Below are 19,605 nucleotides of genomic sequence, written 5' to 3' on the forward strand. Positions count from 1 at the left end.
AATGTATATAATTCGTTATACTATACAAGCACAAAAAGATGCTAAGAAAATAGTGCAAGCCGGTTTAAAGAATAAAGTAGAAGTTTTATTAAACATAGTTAGTACTGATCCTTGGAAAATTTACCCTCCATATGAAAAGCTTGTTGGTGACTTTAGCGGTTGCTATTCAAGAAGAATTAATATTCAACATAGGTTGGTTTATGAAGTTTATAAACAAGAAAAAGTTGTAAAAATTCTTAGAATGTATACGTATTATGCATAAGTCATTAACTGAAAAAATCTCAGCATTTATTATTACCAAAAATGAATCCACAAGGGTAGCACGAGCTATAAATAGCGTAAAAAATATTACTGATGAGGTGATAGTAGTCGATAGTGAAAGTACTGATGATACGGTAGCAATAGCTGAAAAATTAGGAGCAAAGGTAGTAATAAAACCGTGGCTTGGTTATGTAGGACAGAAATCTTTTGCCGAAAGCCTTTGCGTAAATGATTGGGTTCTTAATATTGATGCCGATGAGGAGTTGTCTAAAGAGTTACAAGACGAAATAGAGTATATTTTTGCCTCTCATAATCAAGAGCGTTATTTAGCTTATCAAATAAAGCTGTTAATAATGCATCGTAATGACCAAAAGCCACGAATGTTTGCTCCATGTAATAAATGTACTCGGTTGTATAATAAAAAATTTGCAAGCTTTGCAAATACCGTAAATAGTACTACTCATGATTCGGTAATATTTAATAAGGATGTTGATTTTGCAGGTAAAATTTATCTATTAAATGAAGTTGCTTATCATTATTCGGGTACTTCAATTGAGCAGTTGGTCACTAAAGCAAATTTTTATTCTAACGAGCAAGCAAAAGATTTAGTTAAGCAAGGAAAAAAGCTTTCAAATTTTCGTTTAACAACAGAAATGATATGGTGGTTTTATAAAGCATTTTTTATTAGACGCTATTTTGTATTTGGTTTTGACGGTTTTGTAGATTCAATAATTTTTGCTTTTGCAAGATTTCTAAGGCTTGCGAAGTTAAGAGAGTCATCGCTTAAATCAAAAAACGTCATTGCGGGCGACTATAAGGAGCGTGGCAATTTCATGAAGTAATATAAAATTTCTGAGATTGCCACGTCGATGCTATGCATCTCCGCGCAATGACAATTTAGAAAATAAAAGATAAATTATGAAAGAAAATTTTAATGTTAGTAAATTAAAAAACGGTTTGACAATTTTAACATATAATATGCCTTATGTTAATTCAGTAGCAATAAATTTAATTGCTAAAGTTGGAGCACGTTATGAGAATGTAGAAGAGGATGGCATATCTCACTTTCTTGAGCATATGGCTTTTAAAGGTACAAAAACTAGAACAGCAAAACAGATAGCGGAAGCGTTTGATTCTATAGGCGGACATTTTAATGCCTATACCGGTCATGAGAATACGGTATATTATGCACGAGTTTTGTCTGAAAATTGTGATAAAGCACTTAATATACTTGCCGATATAATTCAAAATTCTATTTTTTCTGATGAGGAAATAGCTAAGGAATATCAGGTGATCATGCAGGAAATTGCTCATCATCAGGATAATCCAGATGACCTAGTATATGAGAAATTTTATAATAAAGTTTATAGAGAACAACCATTGGGTAAGTCAATCTTAGGTACTGCTAAAACCCTTGCAACTTTTACGAAAGAACATTTTTTTAATTTTATAGATAAACATTATAATGCTGAAAATCTCTATTTATCAATTGCCGGTAATATTGATCATGATAAAATAGTAATTATAGCGGAACAGTTATTTTCTTCTTTGAAGCAAGGAGTAAAAAGTAGCTTTATTCCGGCAAAATACATAGGCGGACACGGCTTTATTAATAAGGAGTTAGAGCAAACTAGTTTAGTGCTAGGGTTTGAAGGTACATCATATATTAATTTAGAAAAGCTTTACCAAACCCATCTACTTTCTATAATATTCGGTGGCGGTATGTCATCGCGTTTATTTCAAAGTATTCGTGAGAAATTAGGTTTAGCATATGCAGTAGGTAGTTATAATAGTGCTTATTTTGATAGTGGAGTGTTTACAATTTATGCATCCACTGCACATGATAAATTAGAATTATTATATAGAGAGATTAAAAACGAAATAATAAAAATGACTGAACAAGTAAGCACAGAAGAAATCCTTAGAGCTAAAACACAACTACGTAGTAATTTACAAATGGCTCAAGAGAAAAATACCTATAAGTCAGAAGAAATAGGTAAAAATTATTCTGTTTTCGGTCAATATATTTCTCCTGCAGAGATTATGGAAATTATCATGAGCATAAAAGCTGATGATATTATTAATACAGCAAATAAAATATTTAGTGGTACTACTACGTCGGCAATTATTGGTCCGAATGATCTTCAGGGATTTTAATGATATGCTTGTGTGGATACCAGAGTCGTCATTGCGAGCAGCCGTAGGCTGCGTAGCAATCTCATGAAATAATAACAAGCTCCTGAGATTGCTTCGTCAATTACTTCGTAATTTTCTCGCAATGATGAGGAAAATGAATTTTGAGACAAATAAATGAAAAAAAAATTATATGAAGGTTCAAGTAAAATTTTATATTCTGCTGAAGAAGATTTTTTACTTATAATGGCTTTTTCCGATAAGGCTATTTTAGAAACAGGTGAGATTGTTGATATATCAGGTAAAGGAGTACTTAATAATAATATTTCTTCCTTTCTAATGGATAAACTGGAAATGATCGGCATTGAAAATCATTTTATCGAAAAAATAAATATGAGGGAGCAATTAATTCAATATGTTGAGGTTTTCCCGATACAAGTAATAATATCATCAGTAGCGTGCAGTAGATTTGTAAAAGAATTCGGAATTGATGAAGGGTATGTATTTGATAAACCTATCATTGATTTTAAGGTCCGAAGTCGTGAATTTAAATATCCGATAGTTAATGAGTATCAAATATTAAATTTTGGTTGGTTAACTAGGGATGAAATTAAAGCGGTAAAAGAGCAGGCTTTGCGTATATATGATTTTCTAAGCGGCTTATTTATCGGTGTCGGGATTCGGCTTGTTGAGTGTAAATTAGAATTTGGGCGTGTGTTTAACAGTGAAGAATCTATCATTATGTTAACTGATGAAATTAGTCCGGATAATTGTAGATTATGGCATATTAACAGTAATGAAAAATTGGGATTTGAATTGCTTGAAAAAGAACCAAATAAGGTTTTTGAATCATATAAGCTAATAGCTGATCGTTTAAAAGAAAAATAAATATATTTTTTAAGCGATATATGCTATTTTGGACTGTTTAAGGTTTTATTACAAAGTTCAGTTTTTCGTCATTGCGAGGAAAATTACGAAGTACTTGACAAAGCAATCTCACAGGATATTTGATGAGATTGCCACGCAGCCTACGGCTGCTCGCAATGACGATTAGGTGTCTACGCAGGACATTTCTGATTTTTAATAATTTTTTACAGTAAAAAAGATGAAAATACGATTTATTATAATAAGCTTTATAGCTCTAATCCTAGTAGGGTGGGGATATGCTGCCTATAAATTTGAACATCAAAGTAAAGAAAATATTATCTCTATTCTTGATAAATATGAAGAATATATAACTTATGATGAAATAAAAGTTAATCAATATGGATTTAGTGTTACTTTAAATAAAGTAATGTTAAAACCTATAGATTTTTATTGTGATGAAATAGTTATTAGACATATACCGTTTTTGAATATTACAAAAATTGATTCTTACGGAAATAATGTAAAAATTACTACCGCTCAGGATGAAAAAAATATTTTTTACTCACCTGATCATCATACCACAATTTGGTTTAGAAAATCTTTGTTTAATAGAGAGCCTGATTATTGGCAATTAAGCTTGAGTGCCAATAAATCAACTCTTTATAGTTCTTTAGATGCAGAAAAATTAGCAGAGAGTGATATTAGTAATTCTGTAATTACTAATACTAAGACATCGGATAACCTTAATTTGTTAATTTTGGATGGAAAAAATACTGTTTCTTTTATTTCTGAAAATTACAGAAGAAATTTATATGATAAAATTTTTGAATTTTTGAGAGATCAAATAGCTAATAACTCTGATACTGCTTTCTTTGAGTATGGTTTGACAAAGTTAGATATATTGAATTTACCTATTTCTTACAATTCCAAATTAAAACTAAAATATAGTGATGAGTTAGTAGCTCTTGGGAAATTATTAATTCAAAATTTTTCTCTAGATCAAAGGCAAAATGAGAATATGTATGCTGTTATTTTTATGCAGATGTTAGGAGCATTAGTAAAAGGTAAGCCGTTTTTATTTGCTTGTGATATTGAAAGAAAAGGAAAAGTAGAAAGTAATTTATATAAATTAAATATAGAAAAAGATAAAATTTTTGATTTTGCTTTAAATATTAAATCTACTATAGAACCTTCTGAAACATACCAAAAAACTGCAGCTGAAGCTTTAGGAAGCTACTTTAGTAATGGTTTAAACAAAAGAGCTGAGTTAGATAAATTTTTTAAACTAACTAGCCCTATTACTCAAGAAGATGGAGAAAGAGTAATGGGTGTTTTTGCAAAAATAAATAATTCCGAATTTAATTTAAAAGGTGAGTTTGATCCTGAAGCAAAAAAATTATCCAGTAAAACTAATCTTGTAATGGATGATTTTAATTTTGCTATTGATATTGATATGCCTAGTATAGATAATCCTCTGAATCTAGAAAGCGTAATAAAATTATCGGATCCGAGTGTAGTTATAAATAATTTTGTGCATTATACTAATAATGCTATTGTACCGGTGCTTAATAAAATAGAAGATTCTAAGGAATTTGCTTTAAATCTAGGAAAACAATCTTCAATAATAAAGCAATACGGCTTTAGGGCAATAGAAGTTTTTAGTAAAAATTCTGAATTAAAAGACGGTGAATCTTTAGTAGTGGATGTGAAAAGTAAAGACGCCGGACTAACCTTTAACGATAAAACTATTGATCAGATCCTTAGTGATGCAAGAGTATTAGAATTGATAAATGCCATGGCTATAATAGATCAAGAAAGCAAGTAGTCTAAGTGTCATTCCTGCTTTTGCAGGAATGAAATAAGAGCTACAAGCTAAGGTCTACAAGTAAAAAATTTGAAGAAAAAATAAGTTATAAAAGAATGATTAATATTTCCTTTCCCGATGGGAGTATAAAACAATTTGCAAAAAACATTACTGCCTATGAAGTAGCAAATGCAATTTCAATGTCACTTGCTAAAGCAGCAATGGTTGCTGAAATAAACGGTGAGCTTCAAGACTTAAGTATCGTAATTGACAATGATTGCAAGCTTCGTATTTTAACTGCGAAAGATCCTGAATGTCTCGAGATAATAAGGCACGATGCGGCACATTTAACAGCAGAAGCAGTAAAGGAACTATTCCCTGAAACTCAGGTAACGATTGGTCCTGCAATTGAAAACGGTTATTATTACGATTTTGCTCGTGATAAACCTTTTACCAATGATGATTTAGCCGTTATAGAAGCTAAAATGCAAGAACTTTCACAAAAGAACGAGCAAGTAACAAGAGAGCTATGGGATAGGGATAAAGCCGTAGAGTTTTTTAAATCGATAGGAGAGCATTATAAAGCCGAAATTATTGCTTCAATTTCGGCAGGTGAGCCAATTACTTTATACAGGCAAGGTAATTTTATTGATCTATGCCGAGGTCCGCATGCTCCTTCTACAGGGGTTGTTAAGCATTTTAAGTTGATGAAAGTTGCAGGAGCGTATTGGCGAGGTGATAGTCGTAATGAGATGTTGCAGCGTATATACGGCACTGCTTGGGCCACGAAGGAGCAGCTAGATAGTTACCTCTTGATGCTTGAAGAAGCCGAAAAGCGTGATCATAGAAAGCTTGGGCGTGAGCTTGATTTATTCCACTTCCAAGAAGAAGCTCAAGGAATGGTATTTTGGCATGATAAAGGCTGGAGTATATATAATACCATTGAGCAGTATATTAGGAAAAAGATTCGTAAAAACGGTTATACCGAAGTTAAGACTCCTGTTTTGGTCGATAAAAGCCTTTGGGAGGCTTCAGGACATTGGGAAAAGTTTCGTGATGATATGTTTGCGTTAGAAACAGACGACAAGACATTAGCTTTGAAGCCGATGAACTGTCCTTGCCACGTGCAGATTTTCAAACAAGGTATCAAGAGTTATCGTGATTTACCTCTTCGTATGTCGGAGTTTGGTTTGTGCCATCGTAATGAGGCATCCGGTGCATTGCACGGTTTAATGAGAGTGCGGAGTTTAGTGCAAGACGATGCACATATATTTTGTACTGCGGAACAAATTACCGATGAAACGAGTAGTTTTTGTAAATTACTGACTGAAGTTTATAAGGATTTCGGCTTTACTGATATAAAGGTAAAATTCTCTGATCGTCCTGAAATCAGAGCAGGGCGCAATGAAGTTTGGGATAAGGCTGAAAATGCTTTAAAAGAAGCAGTAGAACAAGCAGGGTTTACTTATACACTAAACCCGGGCGAGGGGGCATTTTACGGTCCGAAGCTTGAGTTTGTATTAACCGATGCGATAGGGCGGCAATGGCAATGCGGTACGCTTCAGATGGATTTTGTTTTGCCGGAGCGGTTAGACGCTAGCTATGTTGCAGCAAGCGGAGAGAAAAAAAGACCCGTAATGCTACATAGAGCGATCCTTGGCTCACTTGAGCGTTTTATTGGTATATTGATCGAAGAATATGCAGGTAGGTTTCCGCTTTGGCTTGCACCAGTGCAGGTTGCTATTGCAACTATTACCAGCGATTTGAACGATTACGCTTTGGAAGTGCGGAAAGCTTTAATTGATAACGGGGTAAGAACGGATTTTAATATCTCACCTGATAAAATTCACTATAAGATTCGTGAGTTTTCTAATCAAAAAATACCGATGATTGCAGTAATCGGTAAACAAGAGCAAGAAAATAAACAAGTAGCGATTAGAAGGCTTGGAACTACTGACCAAGAAGTATTATCGGTTGAGCAGTTAATAGCTGTGGTTAAAGAAGAGAATGAGAAATACTTGTAGTTTTTAAATCTAAAGGATGATATAAGATAATAATACGTATCATAGGGATATGATATCCTAATTAGGAAAAAATTCTAAAGAGATTATGTGAGAACTATTATTAATATAGCTGATTCGCAAATTAAAATTCTAGATAAACTATCCAAGAAAAAAATATCAAGAGATAAAATTATTGGGCAAGCTTTAACTAGTTACATTGCTAGTAATGATCACAATAATAAGGCATTTGAAAACGCTTTTGAACTCTGGAAAGATAAAAATCTAGATAGTGTAGAATATTAGGCTAAATTATGTAATGAGTGGAACGAATGAAAGCTACCTTTGATACTAATATATTAATAGATTATCTACAATAATGTCATTCCGTTGATCGCACATGGGTGACAACTTAAGGGTCGATGTCATGCCCGCGCAGGCGGGAATCTAGGGTAAAGCGAGATAAATCGAGCTTTCCAAATAAATCTTTTAGACCAAGATTTTTTTTATAAATTTTACTTTTCAAATAAAGCTTTAAAGTACTGGATTCCCGCTTTTGTGGGAATGACATAAGAGTCATGCAACAAGGGCACGCAGGTATGATATGAAATGGGCCATGTAATAAGGCCGCTTTTATCTCAGAATAACATACATTTCTCAACTTATGAAAATCAAAACTTATTCTGTTTCTTTTTTATGGTCTGTTATAAAGCCGTATAAATATTGGTATTTTGTTATGATGCTTGGGCCTATTGCAAGCGGCTTTCATCCTATTATATATAATTATGCCGTAAAGCTTTTGCTTGATTTATTTACCCAAAATGAAAAGATTATATTTGCTCAAAGTTATAAACCGATAATATGGTTTGTAGCAGCACAAGCTATACTTGATGGTGCTTGGCGTGCTCATAACTTTGCACAACTTAAAGCAATGCCTCATATCTTTCAAGGCATGATGCATAAAATATGTAATCACTGTTTTAATTTGCCGTATACTTATTTTCAAAATAACCTTTCCGGTTTTATCGTTGGAAGAGTACGGGGCATAGGTGATTATTATTATAAAATGCACTAAGCAATCGAGTATCAATGAAGCAAACCGTTATTAATTACCTTGCTTTCCGCTATTGCACTGGGTCTTACTAATATTAAAGTATTTGTTGTCATTAGTACCTTTATGGCTATTGACTTACCGCTTGCTTTACAGTTTTTTACTAGACTTACTACAATGGAACAAGATAAGCAAGATTCTTGGTAGCTGATTGTATTATAAACATCTTTACTATTTTTTCGTTTGCAGCAAAGCAGCGAGAATTAAATAAAGTAAATGATTATTACCATAATGTACATCCTCTAACAAAAATATTACAAATATGATTTAATTATTTGTATAATACTCAGTTTAGTATATTGGGTATATAGGTGTATTTGTGTATGTAATTCATTTAACGTAATCTTGATGAAATTAGTATCGGCGATATTGCTTTTATTATGTCCCTTACTTTTTTAGTTACTGAAAATTTGTGGCATGCCACTATGGAACTTAAAGACTTTTTAGAAGATATAGCAGCGTTTCGCTCCGCCTTTACAATCATGCAAATCCCACAAGATACTATAGATAAAAAATGCTGCTGAATTAAAAATCTTCAAAGGGGAGATTATATTTAAGGATATATCGTTTGCTTATAAAGAGGGGAGTAGTGTATTCCAGTCTCTTAATTTGTATATTAAAGCCGGTGAGAAAGTGGGTATTGTCGGGAATTCAGGTAGCGGTAAATCCACTTTAATTGCATTATTATTGAAAAATTTTAAGCCGGAATTTGCGATATTATAATCGATAACCAAAGCCTTTACGATACTTCCTTTGACAGCCTGTGGGAGCAGATATCATTAATTCCTCAAGATATTATGCTTTTTCATCGCTCAGTAGGTAAGAATATCGGATATGCAAAAGAGAATGCTTTGCCTTGGGAAATAGCAAATGCCGCCAAAGCTGCAAATATTTATGAATTTATCGAAAGTTTACCGGAAAAATATAACACCATTGTCGGTGCGAGAGGAGTAAAGCTAAGTGGTGGACAGAGGCAACGTATAGCAATTGTCCGTGCTATTCTTAAAAACGCTCCGATTTTGGTTTTAAATGAAGCAACTTCAAGCCTTGATAGCCATACAGAGCAAGAAGTACAAAAATCTATTAATACCATGCTTGATATTGAGAATGTCACTATAATTGCTATAGCCCACAGATTATCTACTATCAAGCATATGGATAGAATTATTGTTATGGATAAAGGCAAGATCGTAGAAGACGGCACTTTTAAGGAACTCTGGGAGCATCAAGTTAACGGATTTGTTTAAACCGGCGTTATATTAAGAATATGTAAGATATCTCTAGGCAACAAAAAGCTAACTATGAAGTTTCATAACCTAATAAAAGGCATTTATTACATTTATAATCAAATATTTCATGAAATGTTGTTTTGAATTGCCAATCTTTTTTACAAGATGGACAATTTGAATAATTAGAACGTGCATAGATCGGTCTTTATCATTTATTATATATAAAGGTAGATATCTCCCATCATCTGTACGTAATATAAGCTGCTCTTCATAAGCTTTTGACCATGAAATAGGATATAAATAGATAAATTTTGCATTTTCAATATTTTTTTCGATATCAATAGGTGTTGCATAACATAGTCTGCTGTTATTTTATAACTAATTATTACGCCCAATTGCTCTTAATTCATCTTTATCTTTCAATGCATGATAGCTTAAATGTGAAGCATACAAAGCATCTTTATTAGGAATTACTGCATAAAAAACCAATTTATTTTTTGTAAGACTAAAAATTCTCCATTATTTAATATATTACCGTTTTGGTATAAAGAACCGATAAAACTACAAAGTAAATGCCAATAATAAGAATTGCTTACTTTTATTAAACGATATAGTAACAAGATATATATTAGACATAGTTTAAATAAAATTTACCTATTTAGCTAAGAATGCTGCCTTTTATAATCTAACTTAATTGGAGTTTATTCCTAAAAAATTACTATTTAGGAATAAACTCCTAAATAGTTATATTAGTATATAAGTAAAAGATAAAAAACATAATTGATTTTAAACATGCTTTAAAGAAGAGTATAAAATACTACTTTTCAAAGAAAAGAGTTATACCCCTAAGGCTTTTTTTCCTTTAGATTGTTCTTGTTCAACTGTTTGAGTATGAGACTTAACTTGAGGAATTGCAAGATCGACTACATGTTCATATCTAACGCCATTTTCAAATAAAACTTGACCGCATTTATTCACTTGAATAACATCTTCTTTAGAGAATTTATTTAAAATAACTTCTGTGATATTATAAAGGAATTTCCAAGATAGTTCTATTCTTTCTTGTAATGTCAGCTTTTTATTTTCTGGTGTTTGACTATTAAGTGCCACATTTGGCGAATCAGCAATATTACCTCCTTCAGCAGGTAATATATTGTTTTTACGTGCTGCTATTTTCTTATACATTAAAAATATTAATAATAATGCTAATAAGCAACCTATGGCAATTAAAATATGAGTATTAGAATTAGACACTATTTTGCTCTTCCTTGTTGTTGAGTTAAGTTGTGTGTTTTAGAAAGTATAGTAACCACTGCTTTACCTATATTAACTAAGTTAGCTATATCAGGAGTTAGCTTTGCAATTGCTAAGACCGGAGGTGGTAATAAGTTAGTTTTTATTGTGAGACTTATAACATTGCCGAGTTCTTGACTTCCTGGTATTACTCCTACTATTTTTTTATGTTGCTTGCAATTTTCGTAGCTTTTTCTGCTGCTTTACATAAGGATTCTATCTTTTCGCTACAAGAAGCTTCCGGATATAATACTTTTAATAATTCTGTTTTAGCTTCATTTAGATTACCAGAAATAGTATTCTTTACAGAGTTTAATTTGTCAATATTTGTATCTTGTGGAATTGCACTTCCAATATTACTTTTTAGTTCTGTTATTTTTGCTTCTACTGCATCTTTGCTTTTTGGTATAGCTTTAGTAGCTTTTACAATATTCTCTAGTGAAGCTTGGTTATTAGGGTTTTTATTTGCTATTTCAATAATTTTTCGAGTCGGTTCTTTTGATATTTCTGAAATTGTAGCAACTTTTTTGGCTTTTTCATAGATGTTTTCAAGCTTCTCATGAGATTTAGCTTCTTTCCTTATTTCTTTTATATCATTATGCAATGTTGTTATTTTTGGCAATAATTTTTTCAGAGTTAATAAGATTATTTACTTTTTCAAGTGTTCCTCTTGTTTGTATAAATATTCCAAGCATCGGTATTTGAGTCGATATAACCCCGACTAATATATTGTCTAATGATTCTATAATTTTTTTAGAAGCTTCAGGATAGAGTGTATCTCATTCTTGCTGAAATAAAATGTGTTCTAAAACATTTAAACATTTTTCTACAATAATCCTGTCAAATAAAAAGATATCTTTTGTTTTTTAACTGTTCTTGATATGCTTTCTCAAGCGCTTCAGATAAAGTAGTTATAGATTCTTGGATTGTACTATTAAAAAGTTTTTCTATTTTCGCTACATCGATATTTTCAGTGTGAAATAATTCATTAAAGAATTTTGTAAAATATAAAATAAGATCTTCTAAATCTTTTACATTCATTTTCAAAGATTTGGTAAAACCTTTTAATTTTATTAAAAGTCTTCGTGATTCTTTATTTAATCCGCTGAAACTAGAAAAATCAATTATAGACATAAAATTTTATTTTGTTATCAAATATTAATTAATCTTAAAGCTTTATAACTGTAAAATAAAATGTAAAATAGTTATCATTGCCCTTGAGATTAATTTTTGTTATATTACGTGCTAACATTGCTACAATAGATTTATATTGTTTTATTAGGATATAGGTATATTTTTGAAAGATTAAACTAATCTAACTAACATATTATCAATTATTCAAGAAATTTATGCGTAAATTAATTACATTTATTGTTACATTATTACTAACTAGTTCGGTTGCAGCAGTTGATTTGCAGGGAGCTTTAACTGAAGGATATAAGAATAATGAGGAGCTGAAAGCTGCTAGAATTAAGTTTTTAGACTCGATTGAGCAGTTTCCGCGAGCTTTTTCGGGGTTTATGCCTAGTGCCGGATTACAGATTAATAGACAACATAATAAGACTAAATATAATAAAAAATATGCTGATAGGCTTGGTCTTACTCCAAGGGAAACAGATAGTGATCAAGGTGCATTAACAATTCAACAGTCTCTATTTAATGGTGGTTCTAGCGTTGCAGCTCTTAAAGCTGCTCAAGCAGGATTTAGAGCTGCACGGGGTGCATATTATGCCGGTGAACAAAAAATATTATTAGATTTAATAACTGCGTATCTTGATTGTTTTGAGAGCAAAGCGAAATATGATATTTCCGAAAGTAGAGTTCGCACTAACATACAACAAGTTAACACCGTTGAGGAAAAATTAAGACTTGGAGAAGCAACGGAAGTAGATATAGCAACCGCAAGAGCGGGGCTTGCAGCAGCAGAAACGAATAAACTAGCTGCTTATGCCGATTTTCAAGAAAAAAAAGCAAATTTTATTAGAGTATTTGGAATAGAGCCGACTAATATAACTATGCCTGAGTTACCTAAAATGTTACCTGCTTCATTAGATGAGTTAACTGGCAGAGCTGCTAAACTCAATCCTGATATTGATTCGGCAAGGCATAATGTCACTGCGGCTAAAGCTTTAGAAATGGCAGAAAAAGGGAAATTATTACCGCAAGTAAGTGTGCAACTGCAATCCGGTAGAACATACTACAATCCACACGGTGATATAAATGCTAGAAATGTAAATGCTATAAATAATAGAAGCTATACTACTACTCTTTCGGTAAATATCCCTATTTATCCTGAGGGAGGAGCTCAATATTCAAGAATCAGATCGGCTAAAAATCAAACAAGAAATAGTGCAGTTCAGCTTGATAATGTGATAAAGCAGACCCAAGCAGGGGTTGTAAGCGTGTGGGAGGGATTTGAAGCAGCAAAATCTCGTATTGTTGCCGCTAATCAAGGAGTGGATGCTGCTCAAATATCATATGATGGTACTGTTCAAGAGGAAATAGTCGGATCTAAAACAATATTAGATGTTTTAACTGCCGAAGAAAAATTATACGAAGCAAAAATAACTCGTGTGGATGCGTATAAATCTTCAGTACTTGCGGCATATCAAATGAAATTGTTAACCGGCGAGCTAACGGCTCAAAGTTTAAAACTTAAAGTAAAATATTTTAGTCCTGAAGAAGAGTTTAAGACTATTAAAAAGAAAATGTTTATAGGTTTCTAACGTGATTAAGGACAATAAAAAGAACCAAGATATGTCGATAGAAGACATATTAAAATCGATTAAAGGAGTAATAAACGCGCGTAAAAATCCTATTCATGAAAATGATAGCGAAGAGGAAGATGTATTAGAGCTAACGGAAATAGTAAATCAAGATGAAGAAGAAAAGTTAATATCAACTAAATCTGCTGAAGAGGTAGGTGATATTTTTAAAAATTTTACTGATACTATTAAAGATAAAAAGCTGGATAATAATATCTCATCTAAAAATGCACTTGAAGAATTAGTCGTTGAGATGTTAAAACCAGAACTTAAAGCTTGGCTTGATAAAAATCTACCTATACTTGTTAAAGAGTTAGTAGAGATTGAGATAAAGAAATTGGTGCAGAATAGTAAGAGGTAGGGGAGTGAATGTCATTGCTAGCTAAAAGCGGGGGAGGTGTATGGCTTGTTTATGTCATTCCCGCGGAAGCGGGAATCCAGCAATTAAAAGGTATATACACAGTAAGTTTTAATATTAAAAGCTCGATTTATCTCGCTTTACCCTGGATTCCTGCTTTCGCAGGAATGACATCGAACAACCTCCTGCTATCAAATAAATTATTTAATAAGGAATTATATGTTAAATAAATTATGTAAGGTATTATTTTTTATAAATCTATTATTAGTGATAGTTCAAAGTTATGCTTCACATCCGCCCTTACCGCCATCATTACCGGCTGCCGAAGTAGATACTAAAGATAAGGATGTTCGCTCTAGTGCCGATATTTCTTTTTTTGATAAATTGAAGCAATTTTTTAGTAAACCAAAAAAGAAAGATATACCCCCTAAACAAGCAAATGAACAAACTAAAGCAGCCCATCAAGAAGAACAAAAGCTAGCTTCCCAAGAGCCTAATGACAATGAACAAGCTGAGCCGTTTATAGATGTCGGTAATACAGCATTGCCTAGTACTACAAGTGATAACGTTCATACAAATCCCAGTCATGAAAGTAGTGTAAATTTAGCTTCTCATGACATTCAGGAATCTAATGAAGCCGAGGCATCTGAACCTTTTATAGATATTGGTAGTGCAACGTTACCTAGTGTTACAAGTAATGAAATGCATGAAGCACAAGTTGCTTCTAATGAGCATAATGGTACAAATTTAGCTGCTAATAGTATAATTCCTAACGTACCGAGACCGATAGTATCTATGCCTCCGGCTCAAGCAGGAAGTTATGTAGTGCCTCCGCAGCGACCGGTGCAAATATATAAACCAACCAATTTGCCGCCTGTGTATAAGCCTATTCCGCTTAATCCCCATCCTGATGCTAATAAAGAGGAAGAAAGCGTAGCACCGATAGCACCGCCCTCTATAACTAATATACCTGCTGTTTCTCCGCCTGTGGTTAGCCCGCCGGTAACCCAAGATAATACATCAAGTACTATGCCGATAACAGTACCTCCGGCAGTACTTAGTAATGTACCTGCACCTTCGGTAATGCCTACAAATCAACCTTCTACACAGCCTATAACACCGACTAGCCCAAATACACCCGTTACTACTCCGTATAAAGTAATTCCTACAACCGATTCTTCAGCAGAACTCAATAACTCGCAAGAGACATTTGTAGCTGTTTCAGATGTCCCAAAAAAACAAGATTGGAATACGCCGCTTATACCCGTTGTTGTAGTGAAGTTGAATCAACCTCAGCCTTTACAAATTAATAATAATCAAACTACAAATAATCAAGAGAAATCACCTCCGGCAAGTTCTCCAAATGTCACGATTCAAAAACAAGATAATAACGTAAATAATGAAACATTGGAGTTGGTAACAAAATTTGTTAAAGATGAAACACAAATGTTATTTTTACCTGATGATGATATAGTTCTTGGTAAACTAACAGAGCAGGCGACTTTAGAGCAGATGGATATGTATGCATATATAGAGCTGTTCCAAAAGAAAGCAGAATGGATAGCAAGTGCCGAAAGAAGAAAAGTTGTAGAGAGTTTTATTAAATATGATAATGATATAAATAAAAAGAAAGATATTTATGCCAATCTATCTTATTGTAGTGCAGTAGAGAATGCTTTTAGAGCAGTGGATAGAAACAATCTTTTTGGGTTGCGTGCGTTACTTGACGTTTATCCTATATTGCAAGAAAAAGGTAGAAGCGGTGAGACATTACTAACTGCTGCTATTTATAACGATAATTACTATTTAGCAAAATTTTTGGTCATACGAGGTATTAAAATTTCTACTCTAAATGATGAGTGCCAATATCCATTAGATATTGCATTAGCTCAAGGAAACACTAACATAGCTTGTATGTTAATCAAAGCTAAGGGATATTGATAAGATTATTTTTATCGTCATTGCAAGCGACTGTAAGGAGCGTGGCAATCTCATAAAATAGTATAAAATCCTGAGATTGCTTCGTCAAAACTTACAGTTTTGCCTCGCAATTACGTAGAATTTTCAAACAATTTCTTTAAAGCTTAATTGCTTTTCTATGTTAAATAGTTTAATTTAGGAGAGAAAATAATTAATTAAATCTCTAATATATGAGCGATTTATTCAGCTTTAACAAAGAAAAGAAAAATAAGCTAGTCGATAATAACTATAGTGCAAAAGATATTGAAGTATTAGAGGGGCTTGAGCCTGTTCGTAAAAGACCGGGGATGTATATCGGGGGTACTGATTCAAATGCTATGCATCATTTAGTATCTGAGGTGCTGGATAATGCTATGGATGAAGCAGTCGCCGGCTTTGCAAGTATCATCACGATAAAAATGCATCATGATCATAGTATTACTATATTTGATAACGGTCGCGGTATCCCTATTGATAATCATCCTAAATTTCCTGACAAATCAGCTTTAGAAGTAATTTTAACTACTCTTCATTCAGGAGGTAAATTCTCAAATAATGTTTATCATACTGCAGGCGGATTGCATGGTGTTGGAATATCGGTAGTAAATGCTTTATCTAAACATTTAGAAATAAAGGTTTATAAACAAGGTAAATTATATAGCCAAAGTTATTCTAAAGGAGAAAAATTAACTGATTTAATATGTGAAGAAGCATCTAAAAGGCTAAGAGGTACATCAATAAATTTCACTCCCGATCCGGAAATTTTTAGTGAAAAATTACATTTTAACCCTAAAAAGATTTATGAGCTTGCAAGGTCAAAAGCTTATTTATATCGCGGTGTTACTATAGAATGGGTATGCGAAGTAGAAGTACAGTCAGATATACCTAAAAAGGCGTTAATAAGTTTCCCGAACGGTTTAAAAGATTATTTAAGTTCAAAAATAACTTTAGATAATTTAGTTATTCCAGGAATTTTTGCAGGTAATATAGAGTCTACGCCGGACAGGATAAAACTTGAATGGGCGATTTGTTGGCAAAATAACGATAGCTCGGCATTTGTGCAATCATATTGTAATACTGTCCCGACTCCTCAAGGAGGAACACATGAGCAAGGACTTAAGTCGGCTATTTTACGTGGGCTTAAAGCATATGGTGAAATGATAGGGAATAAAAAAGCTGCTAATCTAACTATTGAGGATATTTTAGAAACCACAAGTGTCGTACTGTCTATTTTTATAGCTGAGCCGTCTTTTCAAGGACAAACTAAGGAAAAATTAGTATCAAACGGTGTAAGTAAACCGGTCGAGAATATAATAAAAGATCATTTTGACCATTTTCTTAGTAGCGATAAAGCTTTAGCTACTAATTTACTTGAGCATGTAATTAGTATTGCTGAGTTTAGAATCAGTAAGAAAAACGAAAAAAATATTTCCCGTAAAAATGCCACTCAAAAATTACGTTTACCCGGTAAACTTGCCGATTGCACACGCACTTCACCTGAAGGGACGGAATTATTTATTGTAGAAGGTGATTCGGCAGGAGGCTCTGCAAAACAAGCACGTAATAGAGAAACGCAAGCAGTATTACCGCTATGGGGTAAAGTTCTAAATGTTGCGAGTTCTACGCTTGAGAAAATCGTTAATAATCAAGCAATACAAGATTTAGAAATAGCTCTTGCCTGCGGTAGTTTAAAGAATTATAAAAAAGAAAATCTGCGTTATGAAAAAATAATTATTATGACTGATGCAGATGTTGACGGTGCTCATATAGCTTCGCTATTAATGACTTTCTTTTTTTTACGAATGCCGAAATTGGTAGAAGAGGGGCATTTATATCTAGCTAAGCCTCCGCTTTATCGTTTAACGCAGTCTAATAAAACTTATTATGCAGGTGATGAAGAGGAAAAAGCTAAGTTAACGGATAAATTATTAAAAGCTAGTAAAGCGAAAATTGAAGTAGGTAGGTTTAAAGGTCTTGGTGAAATGATGCCTGCACAATTAAAGGAAACTACTATGCATCCGGAAAAAAGATCGCTTTTAAAGGTAACTTTAGAAGATTTTCAAAATGTTGATAAAATAGTAGATGATTTAATGGGTAAAAAGCCGGAAAAAAGATTTCAATTTATTTATGAACAGGCTTTAGTTAAAATGGATAAAATTATTAGTGAGCTTGATATTTAATCGTTATTGCGAGGAGCCATAGGCGACGCGGCAATCTCGTCAAATATCCTGAGATTGCTTCGTCAAATTACTTCGTAATTTTCCTTGCAATGACGCTTTGCTTAAAAAACACACATATTTGGAGTATTATGTTATTACGTTTAATTATAACACTATTTTTTATTATAAATTCTATTTGTGCATTTGCAGAAGGAGAAAAAGAAACTGAAAATAAAATATCAAATCAGGAAGCTTATAAGCAATTTCAAGACGTATTTGAACGTATCGAAAAGGCTTATGTACAGGTACCCGATAGGCAAAAAATGATAGATGAAGCAATTAACGGTATGTTAAACTCACTTGATCCCCATTCAAGCTATTATACCGATGAGGATTTAGAAGATATTTTTACTTTTACAAAAGGTGAATTCGGTGGAATCGGTGTTGAAATAATGTATGATAGCGGAGCAATTAAGATAATATCGCCTATTGACGATTTGCCGGCTTTCAAAGCAGGGCTTAAAGGTGGGGATTATATAGTAGGCGTGAATGACGAGTTAGTCTCTACGCTTGGTCCTAATAAAGCTATAAAAGAGATGCGTGGTACGCCTGGTACTAAGGTTAAATTGTTGATAATTAAGGAAGAAGAGGCAAAACCCCAAGAGCTAGAGCTTACTCGCGAAATAGTAAAAATCACGCCGATAAAAGCACATTTAGAAAAAAATAATATTGCATATATACGTATAACTACTTTTAATGAGTCAACAATTTCTGCGCTGAAGGCAGCAGTAAAGAAGTTAAAAACTGAGGGTAAAGATGACCTTAAAGGTATAATTCTAGATTTACGTAATAATGCCGGAGGTATACTCGATCAAGCTATTGCTGTTAGTGATTATTTTATTGATTCAGGTGTAATTGTAACAACAAAAGGTAGAACTACATCAAGTAATAGCGAAATTAAAGCAAATGAGTTTTCGTTAAAAGCTCCCAAAGTACCTATGATAGTTTTAATAAACGGTAATTCTGCCTCTGCCTCGGAAATAGTTGCTGGAGCTTTGCAAGATCATAAAAGAGCAATAATACTTGGTACTAAGTCTTTCGGTAAAGGATCAGTTCAGGCTTTAACGCAAATCAATTCTAGGGCTGCCGTAAAACTGACTATATCTAAATATTACACCCCAAGCGGTCGTTCTATTCAAGCAGAAGGAATAGAGCCTGATATTTTAATTGAGCCGGCGAAAGTTGAGTATCCAGAAGTGAAAAAAATAGATAAGCGTTTTTCTGAGAGTTCTTTAAAAAATTATTTGAAGAATGATAATGAAAAAAACAAAGATAGCCAAAAAGCAACAAAAGCCAAAAATAATAAACAAGAAGAGAATGAATTATCGGAATTATACAAAAAAGATTATCAATTTGCTCGTGCTTATGATGTAATTACAGGGTTGCTTATTAATAAGCAGCTGGAAACAAAAGAGAGAGTTAAACAAGAAGATAAGTAGAGAGGATAATATCATTCTCGGTTTTGCTGCATGGATAGATTCTTCGTCATAAGCTACGGAAAAACTGTAAGTTTTGTACGTACGCGATCTCAGGCACCCTAGTTTATGAGATTGCCACGCTCCTTTTAGTTACTCGCAATGACGATTTGTTATGCAAGCAAGCCTTC

The 19,605-nt window shown here is 33.0% G+C and carries 23 protein-coding genes; 19 read left to right on the forward strand and 4 right to left on the reverse strand.

Translation table 11 applies throughout. From position 1 onward, the window contains the following. The first annotated feature begins 1 nt into the window (after window position 1). The 12 genes from BG75_RS02025 (at window position 2) to BG75_RS02065 (ending at window position 9,423) form a co-directional block, all read left to right on the forward strand. A complete protein-coding gene (locus BG75_RS02025) occupies window positions 2-262 on the forward strand; it encodes a Txe/YoeB family addiction module toxin (protein WP_014364487.1) in 261 nt (86 codons plus the stop codon). Continuing rightward, window positions 255-1,103 carry a glycosyltransferase family 2 protein gene (locus tag BG75_RS02030; protein WP_062811260.1) on the forward strand — a complete coding sequence of 283 codons (849 nt, stop codon included), beginning with the start codon at window positions 255-257 and terminating at the stop codon, window positions 1,101-1,103. Before BG75_RS02025 ends, BG75_RS02030 begins: the two co-directional genes overlap by 8 nt. A gap of 76 nt (window positions 1,104-1,179) precedes the next feature. Then, the gene (locus BG75_RS02035) at window positions 1,180-2,418 is read left to right on the forward strand and encodes a M16 family metallopeptidase (protein WP_062811261.1); all 1,239 of its coding nucleotides are present in this window, start codon (window positions 1,180-1,182) and stop codon (window positions 2,416-2,418) included. A 153-nt stretch (window positions 2,419-2,571) separates the two neighbouring features. Then, window positions 2,572-3,282: a phosphoribosylaminoimidazolesuccinocarboxamide synthase gene (locus tag BG75_RS02040; RefSeq protein WP_062811262.1), complete on the forward strand. Its 711-nt coding sequence runs from the start codon at window positions 2,572-2,574 to the stop codon at window positions 3,280-3,282. A 217-nt stretch (window positions 3,283-3,499) separates the two neighbouring features. After that, window positions 3,500-5,086 carry a hypothetical protein gene (locus tag BG75_RS02045; protein WP_062811263.1) on the forward strand — a complete coding sequence of 529 codons (1,587 nt, stop codon included), beginning with the start codon at window positions 3,500-3,502 and terminating at the stop codon, window positions 5,084-5,086. A 95-nt stretch (window positions 5,087-5,181) separates the two neighbouring features. Continuing rightward, complete coding sequence (gene thrS, locus BG75_RS02050) at window positions 5,182-7,089, forward strand: threonine--tRNA ligase (protein WP_062811264.1); 1,908 nt, start codon at window positions 5,182-5,184, stop codon at window positions 7,087-7,089. Window positions 7,090-7,176: 87 nt separating this feature from the next. Then, window positions 7,177-7,371 (forward strand): hypothetical protein, encoded by a 195-nt coding sequence (locus BG75_RS02055; protein WP_062811265.1) that lies wholly within the window; start codon window positions 7,177-7,179, stop codon window positions 7,369-7,371. 358 nt (window positions 7,372-7,729) lie between these two features. Continuing rightward, window positions 7,730-8,140 (forward strand): hypothetical protein, encoded by a 411-nt coding sequence (locus BG75_RS02060; RefSeq protein WP_062811266.1) that lies wholly within the window; start codon window positions 7,730-7,732, stop codon window positions 8,138-8,140. Window positions 8,141-8,179: 39 nt separating this feature from the next. After that, window positions 8,180-8,323: a hypothetical protein gene (locus BG75_RS08155; protein WP_156468961.1), complete on the forward strand. Its 144-nt coding sequence runs from the start codon at window positions 8,180-8,182 to the stop codon at window positions 8,321-8,323. Between the two features lie 233 nt (window positions 8,324-8,556). After that, window positions 8,557-8,700, forward strand: coding sequence for a hypothetical protein (locus BG75_RS08630; RefSeq protein WP_196242469.1), 144 nt, complete (start codon window positions 8,557-8,559; stop codon window positions 8,698-8,700). Between the two features lie 85 nt (window positions 8,701-8,785). Beyond that, the gene (locus BG75_RS08635) at window positions 8,786-8,899 is read left to right on the forward strand and encodes an ATP-binding cassette domain-containing protein (protein WP_014419734.1); all 114 of its coding nucleotides are present in this window, start codon (window positions 8,786-8,788) and stop codon (window positions 8,897-8,899) included. Between the two features lie 50 nt (window positions 8,900-8,949). Beyond that, a complete protein-coding gene (locus BG75_RS02065; RefSeq protein WP_252903714.1) occupies window positions 8,950-9,423 on the forward strand; it encodes an ATP-binding cassette domain-containing protein in 474 nt (157 codons plus the stop codon). Window positions 9,424-9,475: 52 nt separating this feature from the next. On the opposite strand, the gene BG75_RS10515 is transcribed toward BG75_RS02065, so the two are convergent. Both BG75_RS10515 and BG75_RS02075 read right to left on the reverse strand, forming a co-directional pair. Beyond that, a complete protein-coding gene (locus tag BG75_RS10515) occupies window positions 9,476-9,604 on the reverse strand; it encodes a DUF2310 family Zn-ribbon-containing protein (RefSeq protein WP_368072216.1) in 129 nt (42 codons plus the stop codon). A gap of 638 nt (window positions 9,605-10,242) precedes the next feature. After that, the gene (locus tag BG75_RS02075; RefSeq protein ID WP_062811268.1) at window positions 10,243-10,659 is read right to left on the reverse strand and encodes a DUF2660 domain-containing protein; all 417 of its coding nucleotides are present in this window, start codon (window positions 10,657-10,659) and stop codon (window positions 10,243-10,245) included. A 30-nt stretch (window positions 10,660-10,689) separates the two neighbouring features. Between BG75_RS02075 and BG75_RS09495 the strand changes: the two genes are divergently transcribed. Beyond that, a complete protein-coding gene (locus tag BG75_RS09495; protein ID WP_196242470.1) occupies window positions 10,690-10,836 on the forward strand; it encodes a hypothetical protein in 147 nt (48 codons plus the stop codon). Window positions 10,837-10,855: 19 nt separating this feature from the next. Here BG75_RS09495 and BG75_RS02080 read toward each other — a convergent pair whose 3' ends face one another. Continuing rightward, window positions 10,856-11,320: a hypothetical protein gene (locus BG75_RS02080; RefSeq protein WP_062811269.1), complete on the reverse strand. Its 465-nt coding sequence runs from the start codon at window positions 11,318-11,320 to the stop codon at window positions 10,856-10,858. A gap of 218 nt (window positions 11,321-11,538) precedes the next feature. Beyond that, a complete protein-coding gene (locus tag BG75_RS02085) occupies window positions 11,539-11,832 on the reverse strand; it encodes a hypothetical protein (protein WP_252903585.1) in 294 nt (97 codons plus the stop codon). A gap of 215 nt (window positions 11,833-12,047) precedes the next feature. On the opposite strand from BG75_RS02085, the gene BG75_RS02090 reads away from it, so the two are divergent. The 6 genes from BG75_RS02090 to BG75_RS02115 all read left to right on the forward strand — a co-directional run bounded on the left by BG75_RS02090 (window position 12,048) and on the right by BG75_RS02115 (window position 19,438). Beyond that, on the forward strand, window positions 12,048-13,424 hold the full coding sequence (locus tag BG75_RS02090) for a TolC family protein (RefSeq protein WP_062811270.1): 1,377 nt from the start codon (window positions 12,048-12,050) through the stop codon (window positions 13,422-13,424). 1 nt (window position 13,425) lies between these two features. Next, a complete protein-coding gene (locus BG75_RS02095; protein WP_062811271.1) occupies window positions 13,426-13,824 on the forward strand; it encodes a DUF2497 domain-containing protein in 399 nt (132 codons plus the stop codon). An 8-nt stretch (window positions 13,825-13,832) separates the two neighbouring features. After that, a complete protein-coding gene (locus BG75_RS09500; protein WP_062811272.1) occupies window positions 13,833-14,051 on the forward strand; it encodes a hypothetical protein in 219 nt (72 codons plus the stop codon). After that, window positions 14,041-15,762 carry an ankyrin repeat domain-containing protein gene (locus BG75_RS02105; RefSeq protein WP_062811273.1) on the forward strand — a complete coding sequence of 574 codons (1,722 nt, stop codon included), beginning with the start codon at window positions 14,041-14,043 and terminating at the stop codon, window positions 15,760-15,762. Before BG75_RS09500 ends, BG75_RS02105 begins: the two co-directional genes overlap by 11 nt. A gap of 209 nt (window positions 15,763-15,971) precedes the next feature. Continuing rightward, window positions 15,972-17,960: a DNA topoisomerase IV subunit B gene (parE, locus tag BG75_RS02110; protein ID WP_062811274.1), complete on the forward strand. Its 1,989-nt coding sequence runs from the start codon at window positions 15,972-15,974 to the stop codon at window positions 17,958-17,960. 128 nt (window positions 17,961-18,088) lie between these two features. Beyond that, window positions 18,089-19,438 carry a S41 family peptidase gene (locus tag BG75_RS02115; protein ID WP_062811275.1) on the forward strand — a complete coding sequence of 450 codons (1,350 nt, stop codon included), beginning with the start codon at window positions 18,089-18,091 and terminating at the stop codon, window positions 19,436-19,438. Window positions 19,439-19,605: the final 167 nt, after the last annotated feature.

This window comes from Rickettsia endosymbiont of Proechinophthirus fluctus, assembly GCF_001602635.1.
Lineage (GTDB): Bacteria > Pseudomonadota > Alphaproteobacteria > Rickettsiales > Rickettsiaceae > Rickettsia > Rickettsia rickettsii.

What these genes read in the sequence shown, in the direction of transcription:
- BG75_RS02025 (WP_014364487.1), top strand. Translation starts at nt 2, where the DNA reads ATGTATATAATTCGTTATACTATACAAGCACAAAAAGATGCTAAGAAA.
- BG75_RS02030 (WP_062811260.1), top strand. Translation starts at nt 255, where the DNA reads ATGCATAAGTCATTAACTGAAAAAATCTCAGCATTTATTATTACCAAA.
- BG75_RS02035 (WP_062811261.1), top strand. Translation starts at nt 1,180, where the DNA reads ATGAAAGAAAATTTTAATGTTAGTAAATTAAAAAACGGTTTGACAATT.
- BG75_RS02040 (WP_062811262.1), top strand. Translation starts at nt 2,572, where the DNA reads ATGAAAAAAAAATTATATGAAGGTTCAAGTAAAATTTTATATTCTGCT.
- BG75_RS02045 (WP_062811263.1), top strand. Translation starts at nt 3,500, where the DNA reads ATGAAAATACGATTTATTATAATAAGCTTTATAGCTCTAATCCTAGTA.
- thrS (WP_062811264.1), top strand. Translation starts at nt 5,182, where the DNA reads ATGATTAATATTTCCTTTCCCGATGGGAGTATAAAACAATTTGCAAAA.
- BG75_RS02060 (WP_062811266.1), top strand. Translation starts at nt 7,730, where the DNA reads ATGAAAATCAAAACTTATTCTGTTTCTTTTTTATGGTCTGTTATAAAG.
- BG75_RS08630 (WP_196242469.1), top strand. Translation starts at nt 8,557, where the DNA reads ATGTCCCTTACTTTTTTAGTTACTGAAAATTTGTGGCATGCCACTATG.
- BG75_RS02085 (WP_252903585.1), bottom strand. Translation starts at nt 11,832, where the DNA reads ATGTCTATAATTGATTTTTCTAGTTTCAGCGGATTAAATAAAGAATCA.
- BG75_RS02090 (WP_062811270.1), top strand. Translation starts at nt 12,048, where the DNA reads ATGCGTAAATTAATTACATTTATTGTTACATTATTACTAACTAGTTCG.
- BG75_RS09500 (WP_062811272.1), top strand. Translation starts at nt 13,833, where the DNA reads ATGTCATTGCTAGCTAAAAGCGGGGGAGGTGTATGGCTTGTTTATGTC.
- BG75_RS02105 (WP_062811273.1), top strand. Translation starts at nt 14,041, where the DNA reads ATGTTAAATAAATTATGTAAGGTATTATTTTTTATAAATCTATTATTA.
- parE (WP_062811274.1), top strand. Translation starts at nt 15,972, where the DNA reads ATGAGCGATTTATTCAGCTTTAACAAAGAAAAGAAAAATAAGCTAGTC.
- BG75_RS02115 (WP_062811275.1), top strand. Translation starts at nt 18,089, where the DNA reads ATGTTATTACGTTTAATTATAACACTATTTTTTATTATAAATTCTATT.